Here is a 21528-nt window from a genome sequence, read left to right as displayed (position 1 = left end):
GACCCGGGTCGGTCTACCGGGCGGATACCCTTACTGATAGGTGGGCATGTTTTCGAAGTTGAAGCCGATGGCGGCCAGCTGCTCACGACCCTCAGGAGTGATCATGTCCAGGGTCCAACGCGGCGACCAGGTCCAGTCGATGCGGAACTCCTCGACCAGGCCCGCCAAGACGCTGGCGCATTGGTCCTCGATCAAGTCGGTCAGCGGGCAGGCCGGCGTGGTCAGGGTCATGGTGATGATGGCCCGTCCCAGTTCATCGATTTCGATGCCATAGACCAATCCCAGATCGACCACGTCAATGCCCAGCTCGGGATCGATGACCTGGTGCAGGGCCTCCCTGACATCCTCAGCAGTGGCCCGGCCGATGTCGTCGACGGCCTTGAGAGGGATGGCCTCCTCAGCGGCGGCCTCAGCATCAGCGGCATTCTGGTCCGCGGTCTTCCCACCATTGGCGGCCGAGGCACTAGTCGAAGATTCATCATTCGAACCCTGAACCGCCGCTGAACTTTCAGCGGAAGCGCCAGGGGCATCTTGGTCGGCAGGCTGATCGTCGGACTTAGCCGAATCGGACTTCTTGTCAGCCTGGCCATCGACCTGACGCATGGAACCACCTTCGGCCGACTTCAGCACCGTTTCCGCGCCCAGGGGATTGCTGGCCAAGGCCTGTGCCGTGCCGGGATCGCTGATGGCCCTGCCCACCGAGGCCAGGATGGAGTCCTGGGGCTCGGGTACCAGATTCGTATTGCCGCTCATGCCTGCTCCTCCTTCTCACCTTTGTCGCCCTCTCGCCCAGCCGACAGGGCCTGGGCCACCGAGGCCTTCATGCCCTCCCAGCCCAGCAGGGCGCACTTGATTCGCATAGGATACTTGGACACGCCCTGGAAGACCATGGCATCACCGAGAGCGTCCTGCTTCTTCTCGTCCTCGATTCCGGCTCCGCGCGATTCCATAAGCTGGCGGAAGTCTGCAGCCAGATCCATGGCATGGTCAACGGTCTGCCCCTGGACCAGATCCACCATGATGGACAGGCTGGCTTGGCTGATTGAACAACCCGAACCCTGCCAGACGATCCGCTGGATGAGGTCGGGACCGCCCTGCTCGCCGGGCGCCACCTCCACATGAATGGTGGCCTGATCCCCGCAGGTGGGATTGAACTGGTGGGACTCGGCAGCCAGGCAGGCCTCGTGCTCCACTCTGATGGTCACGCCGTCGCCATCAGGGTCTTCTCCCCCATCAGCCTGATCCCCTACACGCCCGTGAGGATCCCGGGCTGCGTCCAGGATCACCTCCTGGTACATCTGCTCCAGTTCTTCGTCATCCATCCCGAAATCCGCCATGTCCTCAAACCTACCAGTATGTCTTTGCCAAATCCGTCTATGCGCTGCCGGTGAAGACCCTCAGACCACCCGGAAAAACTTGCGAACCCCGGCGACGGCATCCAGCAGGGCATCCGTGTCGGCCACAGTGTTGTACACGCCGGTCGAAGCCCGGTTGGAGGCCATCAGGCCAAAGTGCCGATGGACCGGCTGAGCGCAGTGGTGTCCTACGCGGATGGCAATGCCGCGCGAATCCACATACTGGCCTACGTCATGGGGATGGACCCCTTGAACGTCGAAGGCGACCGTGCCGATCCGGTCCTCGGGAGTGGTCGGCCCCAGGATGCGTACCCCGTCCAACTCCCCCAGCCTCAGCAGACCTGCAGTGATGGCCTTCTCGTGTTCGGCCACGTTCTCCATGCCCAGATCCATCAGCCAATCGGCAGCTACGCCAGCGCCGATCATCTGGGCCACCGGCTGGGTGCCGGCCTCGAACCGGGCCGGAGGATCCATATAGCTGGCTGGGCGGTCCAGATAGGCCAGCTCCACCATGGATCCGCCGAATGAAGCCGGAGGCAGGGCTTCCAGCAACTCACGGCGGCCGTAGAGGAAGCCCACGCCGGTCGGGCCATACATCTTGTGAGCACTCCAGGCAGCGAAGTCCACATCCATGGCATGCAGGTCCACAGGCAGGTGAGGCACCGATTGGCAAACGTCCAGCACCACCAAGGCACCCACCTGGTGGGCACGGCGGACGATGGGCTTGATGTCAGTGATGGCGCCGGTCACATTGCTGACGTGGGTAATGGCGACCACCTTGGTCCGCTCGGTGATGACCTGGTCAGCGGTATCGGCCAGAACACGACCCTCCGGATCCAGATCGAAGTATTTGAGCACTGCTCCGGTCCGGTAGCAGAGCTCCTGGAAGGGCAGGAGGACCGAGTGGTGCTCGGCCTTGCTGACCACGACTTCATCCCCCGGCTTCAGGGCGAATCGACGTGCCGCCTTGCCTCCACGACCCAGGCTGGCGTTGCCGAAAGCGGTGGCCAGCAGGTTCAGAGCCGCTGTGGCCCCGGCGGTGACGACAATCTCCTCGCCGCCCTCCTGGCCTTCTGCGCCTACCAGGGCGGCCACGCGGGAGCGGGCATGCTCGAAGGCCATGGTGCTGCGGGCGGCCAATTCGTGCGCGCCCCGATGCACCCCGGCGTTGTCCTTCAGGTAGAAGTCCCGAACGGCATCGATGACCGCCAGGGGCTTCTGAGCCGTTGCGGCCGAATCCAGATAGACCAAGGGGTGGCCATGCACCTGCTGGTCCAGAATCGGAAACTGCTGCCGAATGCTGTCATCGATGACCATTGCGGACCTCTTCTCTTATCCTCAGGCCAGGGCTGATTCCGAGTCGGCGCCCTCGGGCAGATACTGGTCGTACCCGGTCTCCTCCAGAGTGTCGGCCAGCTCGGGGCCGCCGGTCTTCACAAAGCGGCCGTCGGCGAAGACATGGACGATATCAGGCTTGATGTACTTGAGGATCCTGGTGTAGTGGGTGACCATGAGCACGCCCATGCCGGTGTTCTCCTTGGCCCTGTTGACTCCTTCGGAAACGATCCGCAAGGCGTCCACGTCCAGACCGGAGTCGGTTTCGTCCAGGATGGCGAACTTGGGCTTGAGCAGCTCCAGCTGCAGAACCTCGGCCCGCTTCTTCTCGCCTCCCGAGAAGCCCTCGTTGACCGAGCGCCGGGCGAACTTGGAATCCATGCGCAGCCGCTTCATGGCATCGTTCAGGTCCTTGGTCCACTGGCGGATGGCCGGGGCCTTGCCGTCGACCTCGGTCTTGGCAGTACGCAGGAAGTTGGTCATGGACACGCCCGGCACCTCGACCGGGTACTGCATGGCCAGGAAGAGCCCGGCCTTGGCCCGCTCGTCCGGGGTCATCTTGAGCAGATCCTTCCCATCCAGCAGGGCCTGGCCGGAATCCACCTCATACTTGGGATGGCCGGCCAATGTGTAGGCCAGGGTGGACTTGCCCGACCCGTTGGGCCCCATGATGGCGTGGGTCTCGCCGGAGTTGACGGTCAGCGTGGCCCCCTTGAGGATCTGCTTGCGACCCTCCTTGGTCTCCACTGAGACGTGCAGATCCTTGATTTCCAATGTGGACATGTCAGTTCTCCTCCAAAACGTGCTGCATCTCTTGATCCTCGCCGGCCGCCAGCCTGCGGTCGATGACCCCCATCAGGTGCCCGGAGACGCTGGGGACGTCGATCTCCTCCACCAGTTCGCCGAAGAAGCCTCGAACCACCAGCTTGCGGGCCTCCTGCTCGGGGATGCCGCGGGACTGCAGGTAGAAGAGCTCCTCGTCGTCGAAGCGGCCGACCGAACTGGCATGGCCTGCCCCGATGATGTCGCCATTCTCGATCTCCAGGTTGGGCTCGGAGTCGGCGATGGCCCCGGGGGTGAGCACCAGGTTTCGGTTGAGCTCGTAGGAGTCGGTTCCAGGCGCGGTGGGCTGAATGAGCGCGTTGCCCACCCAGGTGGTGTGTGCGCCTATTCCGTCCAGGGCCCCCTTGTAGACCACACGGGACTTGCAGTTGGGATGGTTGTGCACCACCATGGTCCGGTGCTCCATGTGCTGGCCGGGATCGACGAAGTAGATGCCCAGCATGTTCAGGTCGCCCTGCTCGCCGCCGAAGTCCTGGTCCATGCGCAGCCGCACGACATCACCGCCCAGACTGACCACCGAGTGACGCAGGGAGGCCTCGGCTCCCAGGTGGATGCGGTGGTTGCCTACATGCTTGCTGCCCTTGTCCCACTCCTGGATGAAGGTGGTCGACATCTGCGAATTGTCACCGATGTCGATTTCAACCCCCTCGGCCAGACGTGCCTGGCCCTGGTGTTCGACCACCAGATCGGCCTTGGTGCCCGCTTCGGCCTTGATGACCAGGTGGAAGGCATCCAGTTCGGGGCCGCCGCCGTTGACACGGACCAGCACAGGCTGATCCAGGGTGCCCCTGAGGTTGACCACAGTCGCCTGCTTGCCGCTGGCCCACTCCACAGCGGCCGCTCGGTCGCTGGGCTTGAGGACGGTGCCGCAGGGGGCCTGATCCATGGGAACCTGGCTGAAGCTGACCTGATCTGCCGGCGGTTCAGACCCGTCGATCATGGTGACTGAGACCTTGGTCAGGCCGCTGGGCTGGAAGACGGTGAAGAACTCCTCCATCCGGTCGATGGGGGTGAACCGCCAGTCATCCTGCTTGCGGGTGGGCATGGGGAAGTCGTCAGGGTTGAAGGAGCGGGGCTCCTTGTCGGCGCTGGACGGCATGGTGGCCGGGAAAGCATAGGGATCCTTGGGATCCGCATGCGGAATGGTTATTTCGCTGTTTTGTGACATCAGCCTACCGAACCCTCCATCTGCAATTCGACCAAGCGGTTGAGCTCCAACGCGTACTCCATGGGCAGCTGCCGGGAGATGGGTTCTACGAACCCGCGCACGATCATGCCCATGGCCTCCTTCTCCTCCAGGCCACGGCTCATCAGGTAGAAGAGCTGGTCCTCGGAAACCTTGGAGACGGTGGCCTCGTGGGCCATGGAGACGTCGTCCTCGCGGACGTCCACGTGCGGGTAGGTGTCCGAGCGGGAGTAGTCGTCCACCAGCAGGGCGTCGCAGACCACCGAGGAGGAGGACTTCTCGGCTCCCTTGATGATCTTGACCAGGCCCCGGTATGCGGCCCTTCCCCCGTTGCGGGAGATCGACTTGGAGACGATGGTGGAGGAGGTGTGGGGTGCCAGGTGGATCATCTTGGCGCCCGTGTCCTGATACTGGCCCTTGCCGGCGAAGCCCAGGGAGAGGGTCTCGGCCTTGGCGTAGGGCTCAGCCAGGATGCAGGCCGGGTACTTCATGGTCGCCTTGGACCCGATGTTGCCGTCAACCCACTCCATGGTGCCGCCCTCGCGCACATATGCACGCTGGGTGACCAGGTTGTAAACGTTGTTGGACCAGTTCTGGACCGTGGTATAGCGCACGCGGGCGTGGGGCTCGACCACAATCTCAACGTTGGCCGCATGCAGGGAGTCGGTGGAGTAGATGGGGGCCGTGCAGCCCTCCACGTAATGGACGTAGGAGCCCTCGTCGGCGATGATCAGCGTGCGCTCGAACTGGCCCATGTTGGGCGTGTTGATGCGGAAGTAGGCCTGCAGGGGGATGTCCACATGGACGCCCTTGGGCACGTATACGAAGGAGCCGCCCGACCAGGCCGCCGTGTTCAGGGCGGCGAACTTGTTGTCGTCCGGAGGGATGACCGTGGCGAAGTACTTGCGGAAGAGGTCCGGGTACTCTTTCAGGGCCGTGTCCGTATCCAGAAAGATGACCCCCTGTTTGCGCAGATCGTCGCGGATGGAGTTGTAAATGACCTCGGACTCATACTGGGCGGCCACGCCGGAGACCAGCCGCTTCTTCTCGGCCTCGGGGATGCCCAGCCGGTCATAGGTGGTGCGGATGTCGTCGGGCAGGTCCTTCCAGTCCTTGGCCTGCTCCTTCAAAGGCTTGACATAGTACTTGAAGTCGTCGGCATCGAACCCGCTCAAATCCACGCCCCACTTGGGCATGGGCTTCTCCATGAAGGCCCGATAGCCCTTGAGACGCATCTGCAGCATCCAGTCAGGCTCGCCCTTGTCGGCCGAGATGGCCCGGACCACGTCCTCATCGATGCCCTTGTGGGCGTTGCGCCCGGCATCGTCGGAGTCGTGCCAGCCATAGGTATAGTCGCCGAACTCGGAGATGATCTGGTCGTCTTTTTTGATTTTCTCTTCATTGACGCGGAAGCGGTCGGCCACATACTGGCTCATTTCCACATCCCGCGATGTGTCTGTCCGCTGCGAGGTGCTGTCCACGAGCTGAGACCTCCTAACACACGCACGGCCGCCATATGCGGCCGATCACACCTTTACAGAATAACCAGGACAGTAGTAAACCGCCAGACCTGGGCTTACGCTCTCTAAGGAATCCAGCCGACCCTCTTGACAAAGGGACAGCGGCAGCAAAGAACCTTACCATGCCATAGCCTCGGGAGAGAGAGTTTCCGAGACGCCCTTAACCATGCAGCCCACCACACCCGCTAGTGGGCCGATAGAGCTACGTTCGACAACCAAATTCCTGGATGCAAGCGGCCTAGTGAGCCCGTAAACACTGGTACGGATCTGTGTAAGCAGCTCATCGCAGCTGTCAACCAATAGCCCGGAGACAATGACGCGTCGGGGATTAAGAATATTGCACACGTAGGCTATTGCCTGGCCCACGGAAGAGCCAGCTGCGACAACTAATTCATGGGCAATCGCATCACCGGATCGCAAGCAATCGATAAGATCCTCCACACTCTCAATACGCTGCTGCGGTCCGCAGGAGTTGTATGCTTCGATAATAGCCGGTACTGCTGCGTTGGCCTCCAGACAGCCGGTCATACCACACCGACAGGGGCGTGTATTGTTCGGATCAAAGCAAGTATGCCCTATTTCTCCAGCAGAGCCATCATAGCCGTGTAGGATTCGATCACGAGCACAGATAATGCCGGCACCAATGCCGGTGGCGATCTTTACTGCGACAATAGGTCGTTCGTTTCCGGGCAACACCGCCGCCTCACCCAGTGCTCGGACGTTGACATCGTTGTCTAAGCTGACCGAACAGCCCATGATGGTACTCATCTTCTTCTGAGCGTTGTACATATCCCAGGCCGGCATGATTGGCGGACGGAAAAATCGACGAATTTTGTTGTCGATGCGGCCAGGGAAGGCGAGCGCGCAATGGCACAGATGGGCACCTGGCCGCAACTCCTGAGCCATTGATTTCATATCCAACCCAACCTGCTCCAGCAACTCGTCGGGTTCATGCTCGCTAAGTTTGATGTGCATTCTGCGGTAACCGAGCAAACGTAGATTCATATCAGCAATAGCAATGATGGTATGTTCGGCACCGATGTCCCCAATAGCCAGCAGCCCAAGGTCGGCGCTAATCACCAACCTGCTGGCCGGCCTGCCTCGTTTTGCTGCTATGACACCTTCAGAGGCGACAATCCCCTTTCTTTCCAGATATTCGACCCTAGACGACACCGTGGTTCGTGATAATCCAGTTAATCTGCCTAAAGATGCCTTGTTATCCGCTTGGCCGGAAGCAATCAGTTTGCAAATTACCGAGAGTGTGATGTCTGGATCTTCCAAAGGCAATGGTTGCGCGGGATATAGGTGAATTGGAGGCAAGTCATTACCTTTGGAAATAGTCTGCTCTCTCTTTTTTAACATATTTCTACCTTTTTTATACATATATATGTCGTTGTTGACTGTATATCGCCATCCTACTCTGAAAGCACTTGGTACTGACCGGACCGAGTCTCACACGTTCGAATCAGGAGGAAAACAGTGTCGTCGCCTCATTTTGCGGTCTCTTTAATGTGTATGGACCTGGCACATGCTGCTGAACAAATTGGCATCTTAAATCAGCATGCCTATTCGTTCCATTGTGACGTAATGGATGGCCACTTCGCCCCCAACCTGGCTTTGAGCCCGGACTGGATCAAAGCGATCGCCCCGTATAGTCAGGTTCGCAAAGAGGTCCATCTTATGGCTGATGACGTAGACCGTTGGCTCAAACCATTGGCCGATGCCGACGTAGACCTCATCTCACCACATTTGGAAGCTATTCGAAATGAAGGCTTCAGAGTTATGGACCGCATCAGATCCCTAGGGTGTGGCACCGGGCTCGTCCTGAACCCCTTGACCCCTTTTGAAACGGCCATACCCATCCTGCCGCGAATAGACCTCTTAACCTTCATGAGCATCGACACCGGTTTCGCCGGTCAGCCTTTTATAGACGAGGTATTACCCAAGATTGAGGCAGCAGCTGTCTTCCGCGAACGCGAAGGGCTGCACTACGAAATACAGGTTGATGGGCATTGCTATGCCGACACTTTTCGCCGAGTAGTTGACAGCGGCGCAGACACGCTCATCCTTGGCAACGCTGGATTGTTCTCCCTGTCAGATGACCTTGAGCAGGCATGGAAATGCATGGAGCACAACTTCTCCGAAGCGATGGAAGCAGGGCAGCGATGATAGATCACAATTCGGTCATCCTTGGTGTCGACTGCGGAGGCACAAACCTTCGTGTCGGCCTAGTCGGATCCGATTACCGAGTGTCGAATACCCGAGTGTATGAAAGCCAAAGGATCCTGGTCGGTGACTCTCCCATGGATCGACTGGCTGACCTGCTTGAACGTTATCTGTCAGAGTGCCTCACAGATGGCCAAGAGCTCATCGCAGTCTCAACTGGATTTCCATCCATGGTCGCTGCTGACCGCAAAACCATCATCCGAACCACCTTCGCCCCTGCACTCAACGATATTGATGTCACTCAGGTCCTCAGCCGTTTCCATGTTCCCGTATACGCCGAAAAAGACGTCAATCTCTTGCTCCGCTACGATGGCTGGCGACTGAATCTGCGACCACAAGGAGTGTGGCTTGGCGTGTATGTCGGCACGGGTCTGGGTTGTTCTTTGGCAGTGGACGGAAAGATCCTAGAAGGCGTACATGGCGTCACCGGTGAACTCGGTCACATTCCGGTAGGAACCGGATTGCGCTGCGGCTGCGGAAATGAGGGCTGCGTAGAAACCAAGACTGCCGGCAATGCCCTGGTCCGCGAGCTGAAAGCCAGGTATGGCTCTGACGAACCGATCAGGGATACTTTTCTGCGCCACACTCAAGAACCCTTTATCGACGAGTGGCTAGAATATCTGGCTATCGCTATGGCAACGGCCATCAACTTACTCGATCCTGCCGCAGTTATCGTCGCTGGCGGCGTTCCACAGATGGCAGGCTTTCCCAAAGAACGACTGCTGGAGAAAATCCACAGAATGGCCCGTAAGCCAGTCCCGGATAGCGACCTTTCGTTGATGTATCCCTCTGTCAACCCAGAAGATGGCATCATCGGAGCCGCAATGTATGCGGCTGAGCGGGCAGGCAATCCGCGTGTACGATCCACGTCGGCTGTAGCACTTTCATGAATGATTAATCACTCAAGACAAGCACACAAGGAGGTTGTTTTGTCTAAAATCACATTCAATATGAATTTCGAGAAGCATGTGCCGAAATCGGGACTGCCAATATCAGCGCAGCGCAAGGCATGGTTCAAAGAATTCATGAAACCCTACGTCAGCGTGGTATTGATATACAGCGCCGTCTATCTGATCCGCGACAACTTCAAAGCTGCCCAACCTCTGCTTAAGCAGCAGATGGGCATGACTACCGAGCAACTAGGCCTCATAGGCTTTGCGTTCTCCTTGGCTTACGGGCTAGGAAAAATCATCGTCGGTTATCTGGTTACCGGCAAGGATGAAAAGAAGTCGGCCTCTATCATGCTGCTCGGGGCCTCCATCATCGTCTTCGCAGTAGGTGTCGTCCTGTCTGTCAACCGATCCCCAATGGGCTGGATCTTAGCTCTATGGGCCCTCAATGGAATATTCCAGTGCTCCTCGGGCCCCTGCTGCACCGGTACAATTGTCAATTGGACGACTAAGAAAAACTACGGCCGTTATTTCAGCATTTGGAGCACCTCTCACAATATCGGCGGAGGTCTTGCTGGTGTATTCTCACTGTGGTGTGCACAGACCTTCTTCGGTGGCCACGTCGCCGGAATGTTCATCGCCCCTGCCTTGGTAGCCGTAGTCATCGCGGTCTTCGGGTTTTTCTTTGGCAAGGATCGTCCAGAAGACCTGGGCTGGGAAACCACCGAAAAGATCTTCGGCGAGCCGCCGAGAGAAGAAGACACCACCTCCACCAACGACACGACCTGGCAGCTCTTCCGCAAGTATCTGCTAGGCAACCCCTGGATTTGGATACTGTGCTGCTCCGATGTGTTCGCATACATAGTGCGTGTGGGTATTGATAACTGGTCCTCCCTGCGTGTAACCGAGCAGCTACATTTCAGCACGCAAATTGGAGCACAGGCCATCTTTTACTTCGGCATGGGTTCGTTGATAGGCTCTGTCATTTGGGGAATGCTCTCCGATTTGCTCGGTGGGCGTCCCGCTATGATGTCATTAATCTGCTTGGTAATCACCCCTATTCCCCTGGCCTTCTACCAGTTCAGCACCACACCCATGATGATGCTCGTAGCGATCTTCCTGCTCGGCATCTTCGTCTTTGGTCCTCAGGTACTCATCTCCATCTCGATCCTGACACAGGTTCCGAGAAAGGCCGCAGCTCTGGCAGGCGGCATGCTCGGTGCTTTCGCATACCTCCTCGGAGACTCCACTGCTAAGGTCCTGCTTGCACGCATCGCCGACTCCAAGGCAGCGGGCCTACACATCTTCGGCACCGTCCTGCATGGTTGGGGGGACACCTTCAGCGTGCTCTATGTGGCCATTTTTGGAGCAATCGTACTGCAGGCTCTGGTGACCATTCACGAAGAGAAGAAGATACGGCGAGCAAAGAAACTCGCAGAATTGGAGAAGTGATGAATTATAATCATACGACCCTCACAGGTGATGAAAGATCAGAACAACAAGTGACCATGTTCCTGACTCGGCACACCAAGACCACCGCTAATGCCATCGACCTGATACAAGGTTGGTCTGATTTCCCTCTGACACAGGAAGGCATTGAGATCGCCCGTCAATTCGGAAGAGGTCTGCAAGGCACTAGATTCGCAGCGGCCTACTGTGGCACATTGACCCGTCACTACGAAACCGCTCGCATAGCGCTGGACAACTCGGGAAACGACAATGTCGAGATCCGCTTCGAACCCGGTCTTCGTGAATACAACTTCGGCAGTTTCGAAGGCCGTGATGTGAGCACCACCCATCAGGCAGTGGCAGAATGGCTGGGATACTCAACTGTGGAGGAGGCCAGGGCAGCCAGAGGTCCTAAGTTTGACCTCGATGTCCAGGATGCTCTTTACGCGCTTGACGCGGAAAACGTGCTGCACACTGATTTGGTACCACAGGATCGGGCAGAATCCGCAGATATGGTCGAGCAGCGGATGTGGCAGGCTATGACCAACATTGGTGACACAGTCAGCCGGGAAGGTGGCGGCGATGTGCTGGTTATCAGCTCCGGGACTGCCATCCGACAATTCCTGTGGACGATAGACTCCGAAGTCGACCTAACCTATTTAGGCAACACTGCAGTAACCAAGGTGGACTACAACAAGGGTACCTTCAGCATTGAGCAGCCCGTCGGCAGCATGGCATACTACGAACGTGGCGCCCAATAACGACGGTTTGAAGCGACTTTGCCCAATAATGAATGAAAGGAACCCCGCTTAGTACGGGGTTCCTTTCATGTCGGGCGCAATGGTCTGAATTGGTACCACGCGTTCAAACCGGACTTGTTCAAAAACGGATCAGCCGCTCAGGCGGCCTCCTGGCCTCCGTGCTCCAGGCTGGCCTTGACCAGGCCGGCGAAGAGGGGGTGCGGCTTGGTGGGCCGGGACTTGAACTCCGGGTGGGCCTGGGTGCCCACATAGAAGGGGTGCTGGTCCTGGGAGAGCTCCACGAACTCGGTCAACTGCCCGTCCGGGCTGGTGCCCGAGATGTGCAGGCCAGCCTTGTCCAGCCGCTCCTTGTAGGCCACGTTGACCTCGTAGCGGTGGCGGTGGCGCTCCGAAATCTCGGTGGAGCCGTAAAGCCTGGCCACCAGGGAGTCGGGCTTGAGCACCGCCGGGTAGGCGCCCAGCCGCATGGTGTGGCCCATGTCGCCGTGGCCGGCCACGATGTCCTTCTGCTCCTCCATGGTGGCGATGACCGGGTTCTCGCAGTCAGGCTCGAACTCCGAGGAGTTGGCGTCCTGCAGCCCCAGGACATGGCGGGCGAACTCAATGACCATGGACTGCAGGCCCAGGCAGAGGCCCAGGGCAGGCAGGCCGGTCTCACGGGCATAGCGCAGGGCGCCGATCTTGCCCTCGATGCCGCGGATGCCGAAGCCTCCGGGGACCACGATGCCGTCCACGCCCTCCAGGGCCTTGCGGGCGCCGTCCATGGTCTCGCAGGTGTCGGCGGCCACCAGCTTGACCTGGACCTGGGACCGGTTGGCGAAGCCGCCGGCCTTCAGGGCCTCGATGACCGACAGGTAGGCGTCAGGCAGGTCGATGTACTTGCCCACAATGGCGATGGCCACCTTGGTGCGGGGGTTGTGGACCCGGTCCAGCAGATCCTCCCATTCGTTCCAGTCGACGTCGTGGAAGGGCAGACCCAGCTTGCGCACCACGTAGGCATCCAGCCCCTCCTTGTAGAGGATCTTGGGCACGTCGTAAATGCTGGGCGCATCCACGCAGTTGACCACGCCCTCGGCATCCACGTCGCACATCAGGGAGATCTTGTCCTTGATGCCCTGGTTGAGCGGCCGGTCGGAGCGCAGCACCAGGGCGTCGGGGGCGATGCCCAGCTGGCGCAGGGCCATGACCGAATGCTGGGTGGGCTTGGTCTTGAGCTCGTGGGCGGCGGCCACGTAGGGCACCAGGGAGACATGGACGAACATGCAGTTGTCCGGTCCGATGTCCCGACGCACCTCGCGGGCGGCCTCCATGAAGGGCTGGGACTCGATGTCGCCCACGGTCCCGCCGATCTCGGTGATGATCACATCCACATCGTCGCTGGCCTGGGCCCGCATGCGGCTCTTGATCTCGTTGGTCACGTGGGGAATGACCTGGACGCACTGGCCCAGGTACTCCCCCGCCCGCTCCTTGCGCAGGACGGACTGGTAGATCTGGCCGGTGGTCACGTTGGCCTTCTGGGAGAGGAAGACGTCAGTGAAACGCTCATAGTGGCCGATGTCCAGGTCGGTCTCGGCCCCGTCCTCGGTCACGTAGACCTCGCCGTGTTGGAAGGGGTTCATGGTCCCCGGATCGACGTTGATGTAGGGATCCAGCTTCTGTTGAAGAACGCGAATTCCGCGGCTTCTCAGCAGTCGGCCCAGAGAGGATGCGGTCAGTCCCTTGCCCAGTGAAGAGACCACGCCGCCGGTGACGAAAATGTGTTTGGTGATATGCCCTTGCGAATTTCCATGTTCTCTGACCATGGAACTTCAGCCTATCAGGCAGGAGCGACCAGAAACCGGCCAACACACGAGGAGGACAGACCGATTCAGGGACGGCTCAGATGCAGGTGGTCGGCCAGGTAGCGGCCGGTCACCGAATCAGGGTTGCGGGCCACTGATTCAGGGTCGCCCTGGGCCACGATCCTTCCGCCTCGATCGCCGCCGCCCGGGCCCATATCGACCACATGGTCGGCGTTGGCGATCATGTCCAGATCGTGCTCGATGAAGACCACTGTGGCCCCCTTGCTGACCAGGCGCTCCAGCACCCCGATCAGGACACGCACATCCAAGGGATGCAGGCCGGTGGTGGGTTCGTCCAGGACGAACATGGAGCCATTCTGCCTGCGGCCCAACTCGTTGGAGAGCTTCAGCCGCTGGGCCTCCCCGCCGGACAGGGAGGGGGTGTCCTCCCCCAGGGTCAGGTAGTCCAGGCCCAGGTCCTTCAAGGTCTGCAAGCCTCGGCGGATGGCCGTGTACTCGCGGCCCTGCGCGAAGATCTCCAAGGCCCGGCCCACCTCCATGGCCAACAGATCAGGCAGGCTCATAGACTCCGGGTGTGCCAGCGTAGATAGACGGTACTGCTCGGCCTCCGGGCGGTACCGCCGACCATGGCAGCTGGGGCAGGTGATGGGAATGTCGGGCAGGAACTGCACGTCCAGGCTGATCTGCCCGGTTCCGTCGCACTGGGGGCAGCGCAGGGATCCTGTGTTATATGAGAATGCCGAGATCCCCAGCTTGTCCTTTTTCGCCTGGTCAGTGGCCGCGAAGAGGCGGCGCAGCCGGTCCATCAGCCCCGAGTAAGTGGCCACCGTGGAACGCACGTTGATGCCTATGGGCGAGGAGTCCACAAGGCGAACCCTGTCGATGCCCGCAGGGTCCAGGCTGCGCACATGCTTGGGCATGGGGGCGCCTTGGATGCGGGCCTGCAGAGCCGGAACCAGGGACTCCAGGATCATGGTGGTCTTGCCGGAGCCGGATACGCCGGTCACAGCCGTCATGCATCCGCGAGGAATGGCCAGATCCAGAGGGTGGACTGTGTGAATGGGCCCTGACTGCATGCGGATCCACCCATGCTCTGCAGGCATGGGATGCCGGTCCCGTACCAAAACGGATTCACGTCCATCCAGAAAACCGGCGATGCGTGAGTCCGGGTCTGCAGCGATCCGCTCAGGAGCTCCCTGGGCCAGGATCCTGCCGCCACGCTCCCCTGCTCCGGGACCCATTTCGATCAGATAGTCGGCTGATTGCAAAACCTTGACGTCATGGTCGACGAAAACCACGGAATTGCCGTCGGCCAGCAGGTCGCGCATGACCCCTATGAGCCCCTCCAGGTTGGCGGGATGCAGACCGGTCGAGGGCTCGTCCAGCACATAGAGCACGCCTGTGGTCTCGTTGCGGACAGCCCTGGCCAGCTGGGCCCGCTGCCGCTCACCTGTGGACAGGGAGGCGCTGGAGCGGTCCAGGGTCAGGTAGCTCAGCCCCAGCTGGATCAGCCGCCTGCCCATTTCGTCCAGGGTCTTGCAGAGGGCCGAAGCCATGGGCTGCATGGGTTCAGGCAGCGTGGGCGGCAGCTTCCGACCCCAGTCCAGCACCTCATCCAGGGGCCAGGAGGTGACCTCGGCCAGATTGTCCCCGTTGATCTGAGGCAGACGCGCCCGCTGGTTGAGGCGTGTGCCCTTGCAGTCCGGGCAGGTCCGTTCGGTCAGGAACTTGGCCACCTTGGCCAGACGCTTGTCGTCGTTGGCCCTCTTGAGCTCCTCGGTCACGGTCAGCCGTGCGTTGCGGAAGGTGAAGTCCAGCTCGTGGACCCCCTTGATCGAAGTAATGGTGATGTGCTTCTTCTCGGCCGGCCCCTCGAAGACGATCTTGCGCTCCCAATCGGACAGGTCCCGCCAGGGCACGTCGGTGCGGACTCCGAACTCGCGAACGATGTCGGGCTGGACATTGAAGCCGAAGGTCCGCCAGGGCACCACGGCCCCCTGGTCGATGGTCAGGCTGTCATCGGGGACCAGGGTGGCATCGTCCACCTCGCGCACGGTTCCGGTCCCCTGGCAGGTGGGGCAGGCTCCCAAGGAGTTGAAGGCCAGCTCCTCGGCGCTGGGAGGCTCGACTTTAGCACCGCAGATGGGGCAGGTGATGGGCATCTCGGCTGCGACAGCCAGGGTGGGCTCCTGGCGATGGCCATTGGGGCAGACATGGCTGGACAGCCGGGAGAACATCAGTCTGAGCACATTGAGCAGCTCGGTGGCGGTGCCGAAGGTGGAGCGCATGCCGCCCACGCCCGGCCGCTGACGCAGGGCCAGCGCAGGGGGCAGGAAACGCACCGACTCCACCTGGGGGCGCTGGGCCTGGGTCATCCGCCTCCGGGTGTAGGTGGACAGGGATTCCAAGTAGCGGCGGGACCCCTCGGCATAGAGGACCCCCAGAGCCAGGGAGGACTTGCCGGAGCCGGAGACCCCGGCGATGCCCACCAAACGATTCAGAGGAATGTCGACATCCAGGCTGCGCAGGTTGTGGACCCTGGCGCCACGGACAAGGATGGCCTCGGGCGGTGCGGAGAGGTTTTTGCCGGTCTCCCCGCTGTCGCTCATGCGTTCTCCAGCAGGTGGGCCACTGCTTCCAGGGCCAGCCGGTAGCCGTAGAAGCCCATGCCGGTGATGGTGCCGGTGGCCACCGGCGAGATGACGCTGCGTCGGCGGAAGGCCTCCCTGGAGGCCGGATTGGAAATATGGACCTCCATCAGCGGCAGCCCTGCCTGGGTGACCTGGACGGCGGCATCGGCAAGCCCATAGCTGTAGTGGGTGAAGGCGGCGGGGTTGAGCACCACTGCACTGCGCTGATCCACCGCCTGGTGCATCCAGCGAATGACCTGGCCCTCGTCGTCCGACTGCAGCACCTGAACATCCAGACCCAGCTGCTGACCCCAGTCTTCGCAGTCCCGGGTCAGCGTCGCCAGATCCTGGCGACCGTAGACATCAGGGTCGCGCACGCCCAGCCGACCCAGGTTGGGTCCGTTGACCACCAGAACCGTCTGCCTGCCCTTGTCGGCATCCGCCATATGTCATCCCTCCTTGCGTATGGCCTGGAAGGCCTCCTTGAGCGCCGAGACCGGCGGGTCGTCCAGGTGGGTGGGTTTGCCCAAACCATCAAGAATGATAAACCGCAACTTGTTGCCACGGGCCTTTTTATCCCGATGCATGAGGGCCAGCACCTGGTCAAAGTCGCCCCCGTTCCACCAGGTCCTCAGTCCCAGGGAGGATAGCAACTGCCGATGATAGTCGACCGCCTCCTGATCCAGGTGGCCGGTGATCCTGGCCAGCTCGGCTGCAAAGACCATGCCCACGGACACGGCCTGACCATGCCGCCAGGTGAAGTGTTCGATCTTTTCGATGGCGTGGCCCAGGGTGTGGCCGTAGTTGAGGAACTCCCGCAAGCCCGACTCCTTGAGGTCCACTGAGACGTGCCGGGCCTTGACCTCTACGGTACGTTCGATCAGATCCTGGACCACCGTGTCCAGCCACTGGTCGGACTCCTGTCCGTCGAAGGAACGAAGGGACTCAGCCCGCTCCTCCAGCTCGCGCAGGATGCCTCCGTCCATGATGAACCCGGACTTGGCCACCTCGCCCAGGCCTTCTACAAAGATGTCATTGGGCAGGGTCCGCAGGGTCCGCAGATCAGCCAGGACGCCGGCAGGGGTATAGAAGCTGCCGACCAGATTCTTGCCCTGCTCCAGGTTGATGCCGGTTTTGCCGCCGGTGGAGGCATCGACCATGGCCAGCAGGGAGGTGGGGCAGTTCACATAGCGAATGCCCCGCATCCAGGTGGCGGCGATGAACCCGGCCTGGTCTGTGGCCGCTCCACCGCCCAGTCCCACAACCGCGTCGGAACGGGTGAAGCCCTCGGTGGCCAGACGCTCCCAGATGCCCTGGCTGACCTGGATGGTCTTGCCGGCCTCTGCGTCGGGAATGGTAAGATCCACCACCTGATACCCGGCCTGGCGAAGCAGGGCCCGGGCATGGTCGGAATGGCGCTGGACCGGCTGGGTGTGGATCAGGGCCACACGCATGGTCTGGTCGCCAAGCAGCTCGTGCAGCCGCCCGGTCACCCCTGCTCCGATCCTCACGTCGTAGGGGTCGGGACCGCTGACGTGAACCACCCGCTCAGTCAAGGCATCGGCCAGCCGTCTGGCCAGGGCCCGGGGGGTGGTGTTTCTGGATTTAAGGGTGATGGTGGCCAGCTCCTGGTAGACGCTGCGACGCTCACGATAAAGAGCCATCCAGCGCTCCGATGCGCCGCCGCGTAGAAGGGGGCGATGATCCGACCGAGCTGCTCGGCTGACCCCCTCCTCGGGGTCGACTTCCAGGTAGACCACAGCGCCTCCTGCCAGCCGATAGTCCTGCAGCGCCTGGAAGACCTCGGTGCTCATGGGAGCGCCTCCTCCCAGGGACAGGATGCCGCCAGGAAAGTCCTTCAAGAGGTCCAGGACCGTCCTGGTCTCCATGCTGCGGAAAGCCTGCTCGCCCTGAGTATCGAAGATCTCGCTGACCGATCGGCCTGCTTCCTCCTCGATGCACTGGTCCGTATCCCGGAAGGGCGCCTTGATCAGGGCGGCCGTCTCCCTGCCCAGCCGGGTCTTGCCCGCACCGGGCATGCCGATGACGACGGCCTTGGGCATGCTGCTGCTTTCAATCATGGAAGTCCGCCCCTCACCGCAGATGCTCGGGCCAGGACTGGAGGTAGGCTTCGGCGTTGCGCCGAACCTCGTCGAGCGAGTCGCCGCCGAACTTCTCCAAGACGAATCGCGCCAGGGTCAGGTTCATCATGGCTTCGCCGATCACTGCTGCGGCAGGCACGGCGGTCACGTCGGAACGCTGATGGATGGCCTGGGCAGGCTGGCCGGTGGCCACATCCACCGTGCGCAGGGCCCGGGGCACCGAGGAGATGGGCTTCATGGCGGCCCTGACCCTGATGGGCTGGCCGTTGGACGTGCCGCCCTCCAAGCCTCCTGCGTGGTTGCTGAGTCTGCGGATGGTGCCGTCCGGACCGGGCTCCATCTCGTCATGGGCCTGCGAGCCGGGGCGATCAGCCTCGCTGAAACCATCGCCGATCTCCACGCCCTTGATGGCCTGAATGCCCATGAAGGCGCTGGCCAGGGCAGCATCCAGACGGCGATCGTCCTCCACATAGGTGCCCAGGCCTGCCGGCACACCATAGGCGATAACCTCGAAGACCCCGCCGGCGGTGTCGCCGTCCTTCTTGATCTGGTCGATCCTGGCCATCATCCGCTTCTCGGCGTCCTTATCCAAGGTCCTGACCGGCGAGGCATCCAGGGCAGGTCCGTCCTCGGGGCCGGGCGTGACTTCATGGCCCTCCCGGCCGACCCCGGCTATGGAAATGACATGGGAGACGGTCCGTATGCCCAGAGCCTGCTGCAGGAAGTCAGCAGCCACCGATCCCAGGGCCACCCGGGAGGCGGTCTCCCTGGCCGATGAGCGCTCAAGGACCGGACGCGCATCCGTGAACCCGTACTTGCGCATGCCGGTCAGATCGGCGTGGCCGGGCCTGGGCCTGGTCAGCGGGGCGTTGCGGCCGGTCGCCGGAGGCTCCTGGTCGGCAGGCAGCTCGTCCACGCTCATGATCCGCTCCCACTTGGGCCACTCCGTGTTGCCGATCTCGATAGCCACCGGAGAACCGAGCGTCCGTCCGTGCCTGACCCCGGTCAGCAGCCGAACCTTGTCCTGCTCAAAGCCCATCCTGGCCCCACGACCATAGCCCAGCCGACGACGGGCCAAGGCCGATTCAATATCCTTGGTGGACACGGCGACCCCGGCGGGCAGACCTTCCATCATGGCCACCAGGGCCTCTCCGTGGGATTCCCCTGCCGTCTGCCAGCGCAACATATTCAAGCTCCTCGTTCGTTCCTCGTTTGCCAGGTTAGGGCTACGTATGATTATCTTAGAAGATGGTCTACCTCATCCCAGCGCCGGGACTGCTGACCGCCCTCCTCCTGGCCCTGATCGACATCCGCACCCGGCGGGTCCCACGTCTTCCAGTGCTCTTGGGACTGGTTCTGCAGACTGTGACCCTGCTGGTCTTTTCACTGTTCCAGGCTCAGCCGATGCTGCTGGTGCAGTGCCTGCTGCTGACTCTGGCCTCTGCAGGCCTTCAGCTCCTGCTGGCCCTGATCCGACCCGGCGCCCTGGGACTGGGCGACGTGACGGCCACAGGTCTGGTGGCCCTGAGCCTGTCGGTTCTGGGATGGACAACGATCCTGGTCTGGTGGGTGATGATGGGGCTGCTGGGGTTGGTTGCCCTGGCTCTGGCCTGGTTGGCTCGTCGGCGTGGTTCGGCCGGAACACGCAACCCGCTCTCGCTGGCCTACGTCCCGGTCATCCTCGCCGCAGCAGTAGCGGCCCTGATCATTGACGCCGTCTAGGCAATTGCGGTCCAAGAGCAGGGCGCTAGTTGTTCTGCTCGTTGTGCCGGGATTCCCAGGCCTTGTATTCCTTGACATCTCGGTTGAACTGATCCTGGTTGTCGCTGAACCTGGTCTCTCCCGTGTCCAAGTTGACAGTCACGAAATAGAGCCAGTTGCCCGACTCCGGGTGCATGGCCGCCTGGATGGCCTCGTCTCCCGGGCTGCCGATGGGGCCTGGCGGCAGGCCCTGGTGGACCCTGGTGTTGTAGGGGTCGTCGGCGTTCTGCAGCATGGCGTCGGTCAGCTTCAAGGCCGAGACGTTGTTGGAATAGGCCACCGTGCTGTCCATGCCCAAGGGCATTCCCTTGGCCAATCGGTTGTCGATGACCCTTGCCACCTTGCCGTAGTATTCCGATTTGTTGACCTCGGCTTCGGTAATGGAGGCTGTATTCAGGATGGTCTGCCGTTCCTGACCGCCGGGTACGCCCAACTGATCCAGATGCTCAATACGCTTGGAGACCAGGTTGGTCAGGATGGCCTTGGCTGACCCGGCCTTGCGCACATCGTACTCCCCGGGCTGCAGCCAGCCTTCAAAGTCTCCCTGGGCCTCCTGGGGCAGAATCCCCTCCCCCTTGGCTTGAACCAAGGCATCGAATTCGCTCTGCGGCACCCCAGAGAGCTGAGCGGCCCTGGCAATCACATCGCGTACCCGCTCGCCGGCCCGCACCTGCAGGAAGCCACCGGCCTTGTTCCGGTCAGTCAGAATGGTCACGACATCGGAGGCTTTCATCCGCAGACGCAGATCGAAGGTGCCGGGCACCAGCCTGGACTCGGATTGGGCGCTGGTGATGGCGTGCAAAAAGGCCTCCGTGGACTTGACCACTCCAGCCTTGACCAAGTTGGCACCGACCTGATCAGCCCCCTGGCCGCTCTCGATCGTGAACTCCACCGGCGCTCCACCAGGGCCGGGATAATCAGGGGCGACCTCCTTGGTGGCTACGATCCTGGGAGTTCCATGGCGTAGCCCGCCCACCAGAATCACCACGCAGGAGGCAGCAACCACCACGGCCAAAGCAATGAGGAGAACCATGATCCGCTGACGGCGCTTGCGACGTTCACGCCGACGACGCATCTCACGACGCGAACGAGGAGGACGCGGCGGCATAGCGGAGACCGGGGCTTGCCCATCGGCCACCCACTGGACCTTATCCTGGAAGAATTCCTGCATGTCGTCGGCCAATTACCACTCCTTGTCGGCACGTTGGTTGTCCAGGGCCGACTGCAGCAGCACAACAGCGGACTGCTGATCGACCACAGGACGATGTCTTCGCCCGTCCACGCGGGCATCGTATAGCTGACGATGGGCGCTGACGGTCGTCAGTCGTTCGTCTCGCAATACTACACTGGGCAGTTGCTCAGGGGCAATGTCGGCATCCCGGGCAGCCTCCTGAAGGCGTCCGGTCAAGGCACGCACCCAACGGGACGCCTTTTTGGCGCTGCGACCAGCCTGACCGCTCAGGAGCAGAGGGTATCCGACTACGACCCTGGACACGCTTTTGTCCAGGATCAGGTCTTCCACCTGGTCCAAGGCCTGGAAGTAGTCGCCCTGAACCCTGATGTTGCCAGCGGGAAAGGCCAGGGTCAGCTCCGGATCCGACAGGGCCAGGCCCACCCTGGCTTCCCCAAGATCCACCCCCAGCCATACGGCTGTATGTGATCGCACGG

At 61.4% G+C, this 21528-nt stretch carries 19 protein-coding genes; 5 read left to right on the top strand and 14 right to left on the bottom strand.

Annotated elements, in window-relative coordinates; genetic code table 11:
- Positions 1-30 precede the first annotated feature (30 nt).
- The 7 genes from ACUIAH_RS01910 to ACUIAH_RS01880 all read right to left on the bottom strand — a co-directional run bounded on the left by ACUIAH_RS01910 (position 31) and on the right by ACUIAH_RS01880 (position 7601).
- Positions 31-753: a metal-sulfur cluster assembly factor gene (locus ACUIAH_RS01910; RefSeq protein ID WP_445341228.1), complete on the bottom strand. Its 723-nt coding sequence runs from the start codon at positions 751-753 to the stop codon at positions 31-33.
- Positions 750-1337: a Fe-S cluster assembly sulfur transfer protein SufU gene (gene sufU / locus ACUIAH_RS01905; RefSeq protein ID WP_445341227.1), complete on the bottom strand. Its 588-nt coding sequence runs from the start codon at positions 1335-1337 to the stop codon at positions 750-752. The genes ACUIAH_RS01910 and sufU overlap by 4 nt, the downstream gene beginning before the upstream one ends.
- 60 nt (positions 1338-1397) lie before the next feature.
- Positions 1398-2672, bottom strand: a complete 1275-nt coding sequence (locus ACUIAH_RS01900) for a SufS family cysteine desulfurase (RefSeq protein WP_445341226.1) — start codon at positions 2670-2672, stop codon at positions 1398-1400.
- Positions 2673-2693: 21 nt separating this feature from the next.
- Positions 2694-3473 (bottom strand): Fe-S cluster assembly ATPase SufC, encoded by a 780-nt coding sequence (sufC, locus tag ACUIAH_RS01895; protein WP_306220909.1) that lies wholly within the window; start codon positions 3471-3473, stop codon positions 2694-2696.
- Between the two features lies 1 nt (position 3474).
- Positions 3475-4701, bottom strand: coding sequence for a Fe-S cluster assembly protein SufD (gene sufD, locus ACUIAH_RS01890; protein ID WP_445341225.1), 1227 nt, complete (start codon positions 4699-4701; stop codon positions 3475-3477).
- Positions 4701-6155 (bottom strand): Fe-S cluster assembly protein SufB, encoded by a 1455-nt coding sequence (sufB, locus tag ACUIAH_RS01885; RefSeq protein ID WP_445341522.1) that lies wholly within the window; start codon positions 6153-6155, stop codon positions 4701-4703. Before sufB ends, sufD begins: the two co-directional genes overlap by 1 nt.
- A 201-nt stretch (positions 6156-6356) precedes the next feature.
- Entirely contained in the window at positions 6357-7601 is a 1245-nt protein-coding gene (locus ACUIAH_RS01880; protein WP_445341224.1) for an ROK family protein, read from the bottom strand.
- A 153-nt stretch (positions 7602-7754) separates the two neighbouring features.
- Here ACUIAH_RS01880 and ACUIAH_RS01875 point away from each other — a divergent pair, with 153 nt between their 5' ends.
- Genes ACUIAH_RS01875 through ACUIAH_RS01860 form a run of 4 tightly spaced genes read left to right on the top strand, consistent with a single transcriptional unit; the run spans position 7755 to position 11565 of the window.
- Positions 7755-8408, top strand: coding sequence for a ribulose phosphate epimerase (locus ACUIAH_RS01875; protein WP_445341223.1), 654 nt, complete (start codon positions 7755-7757; stop codon positions 8406-8408).
- Positions 8354-9355, top strand: a complete 1002-nt coding sequence (gene alsK / locus ACUIAH_RS01870) for an allose kinase (RefSeq protein ID WP_445341222.1) — start codon at positions 8354-8356, stop codon at positions 9353-9355. The genes ACUIAH_RS01875 and alsK overlap by 55 nt, the downstream gene beginning before the upstream one ends.
- 39 nt (positions 9356-9394) lie before the next feature.
- Positions 9395-10807 carry a hexose-6-phosphate:phosphate antiporter gene (gene uhpT, locus ACUIAH_RS01865; protein ID WP_198200496.1) on the top strand — a complete coding sequence of 471 codons (1413 nt, stop codon included), beginning with the start codon at positions 9395-9397 and terminating at the stop codon, positions 10805-10807.
- A complete protein-coding gene (locus tag ACUIAH_RS01860; RefSeq protein WP_445341221.1) occupies positions 10807-11565 on the top strand; it encodes a histidine phosphatase family protein in 759 nt (252 codons plus the stop codon). Before uhpT ends, ACUIAH_RS01860 begins: the two co-directional genes overlap by 1 nt.
- 137 nt (positions 11566-11702) lie before the next feature.
- Here ACUIAH_RS01860 and ACUIAH_RS01855 read toward each other — a convergent pair whose 3' ends face one another.
- The 5 genes from ACUIAH_RS01855 to aroC form a co-directional block, all read right to left on the bottom strand.
- Complete coding sequence (locus ACUIAH_RS01855; protein ID WP_445341220.1) at positions 11703-13367, bottom strand: CTP synthase; 1665 nt, start codon at positions 13365-13367, stop codon at positions 11703-11705.
- A 65-nt stretch (positions 13368-13432) separates the two neighbouring features.
- A complete protein-coding gene (locus ACUIAH_RS01850) occupies positions 13433-15976 on the bottom strand; it encodes an excinuclease ABC subunit UvrA (RefSeq protein WP_445341219.1) in 2544 nt (847 codons plus the stop codon).
- Positions 15973-16443, bottom strand: coding sequence for a type II 3-dehydroquinate dehydratase (gene aroQ / locus ACUIAH_RS01845; RefSeq protein WP_445341218.1), 471 nt, complete (start codon positions 16441-16443; stop codon positions 15973-15975). Before aroQ ends, ACUIAH_RS01850 begins: the two co-directional genes overlap by 4 nt.
- A 3-nt stretch (positions 16444-16446) precedes the next feature.
- Positions 16447-18078, bottom strand: a complete 1632-nt coding sequence (locus ACUIAH_RS01840; RefSeq protein ID WP_445341217.1) for a bifunctional shikimate kinase/3-dehydroquinate synthase — start codon at positions 18076-18078, stop codon at positions 16447-16449.
- A gap of 13 nt (positions 18079-18091) precedes the next feature.
- A complete protein-coding gene (aroC, locus tag ACUIAH_RS01835; protein WP_445341216.1) occupies positions 18092-19285 on the bottom strand; it encodes a chorismate synthase in 1194 nt (397 codons plus the stop codon).
- A gap of 62 nt (positions 19286-19347) precedes the next feature.
- Here aroC and ACUIAH_RS01830 point away from each other — a divergent pair, with 62 nt between their 5' ends.
- Positions 19348-19821: a peptidase A24 gene (locus ACUIAH_RS01830; RefSeq protein ID WP_445341215.1), complete on the top strand. Its 474-nt coding sequence runs from the start codon at positions 19348-19350 to the stop codon at positions 19819-19821.
- Positions 19822-19846: 25 nt separating this feature from the next.
- Here ACUIAH_RS01830 and mltG read toward each other — a convergent pair whose 3' ends face one another.
- A complete protein-coding gene (mltG, locus tag ACUIAH_RS01825; protein ID WP_445341214.1) occupies positions 19847-21043 on the bottom strand; it encodes an endolytic transglycosylase MltG in 1197 nt (398 codons plus the stop codon).
- Positions 21044-21526: a Holliday junction resolvase RuvX gene (ruvX, locus tag ACUIAH_RS01820; protein ID WP_313841920.1), complete on the bottom strand. Its 483-nt coding sequence runs from the start codon at positions 21524-21526 to the stop codon at positions 21044-21046.
- Positions 21527-21528: the final 2 nt, after the last annotated feature.

Source organism: Bifidobacterium sp. ESL0820, from assembly GCF_052606235.1.
Note: the sequence above shows the minus strand (reverse complement) of the source record. Positions and strands in the feature narration are given on the sequence as shown.

Bases quoted from the DNA above. Each gene is read 5' to 3' on its own strand.
- ACUIAH_RS01910 (WP_445341228.1), bottom strand. From the start codon at position 753: ATGAGCGGCAATACGAATCTGGTACCCGAGCCCCAGGACTCCATCCTG.
- sufU (WP_445341227.1), bottom strand. From the start codon at position 1,337: ATGGCGGATTTCGGGATGGATGACGAAGAACTGGAGCAGATGTACCAG.
- ACUIAH_RS01900 (WP_445341226.1), bottom strand. From the start codon at position 2,672: ATGGTCATCGATGACAGCATTCGGCAGCAGTTTCCGATTCTGGACCAG.
- sufC (WP_306220909.1), bottom strand. From the start codon at position 3,473: ATGTCCACATTGGAAATCAAGGATCTGCACGTCTCAGTGGAGACCAAG.
- sufD (WP_445341225.1), bottom strand. From the start codon at position 4,701: ATGTCACAAAACAGCGAAATAACCATTCCGCATGCGGATCCCAAGGAT.
- sufB (WP_445341522.1), bottom strand. From the start codon at position 6,155: ATGAGCCAGTATGTGGCCGACCGCTTCCGCGTCAATGAAGAGAAAATC.
- ACUIAH_RS01880 (WP_445341224.1), bottom strand. From the start codon at position 7,601: ATGTTAAAAAAGAGAGAGCAGACTATTTCCAAAGGTAATGACTTGCCT.
- ACUIAH_RS01875 (WP_445341223.1), top strand. From the start codon at position 7,755: ATGGACCTGGCACATGCTGCTGAACAAATTGGCATCTTAAATCAGCAT.
- alsK (WP_445341222.1), top strand. From the start codon at position 8,354: ATGGAAATGCATGGAGCACAACTTCTCCGAAGCGATGGAAGCAGGGCA.
- ACUIAH_RS01860 (WP_445341221.1), top strand. From the start codon at position 10,807: ATGAATTATAATCATACGACCCTCACAGGTGATGAAAGATCAGAACAA.
- ACUIAH_RS01855 (WP_445341220.1), bottom strand. From the start codon at position 13,367: ATGGTCAGAGAACATGGAAATTCGCAAGGGCATATCACCAAACACATT.
- ACUIAH_RS01850 (WP_445341219.1), bottom strand. From the start codon at position 15,976: ATGAGCGACAGCGGGGAGACCGGCAAAAACCTCTCCGCACCGCCCGAG.
- aroQ (WP_445341218.1), bottom strand. From the start codon at position 16,443: ATGGCGGATGCCGACAAGGGCAGGCAGACGGTTCTGGTGGTCAACGGA.
- ACUIAH_RS01840 (WP_445341217.1), bottom strand. From the start codon at position 18,078: ATGATTGAAAGCAGCAGCATGCCCAAGGCCGTCGTCATCGGCATGCCC.
- aroC (WP_445341216.1), bottom strand. From the start codon at position 19,285: ATGTTGCGCTGGCAGACGGCAGGGGAATCCCACGGAGAGGCCCTGGTG.
- ACUIAH_RS01830 (WP_445341215.1), top strand. From the start codon at position 19,348: ATGGTCTACCTCATCCCAGCGCCGGGACTGCTGACCGCCCTCCTCCTG.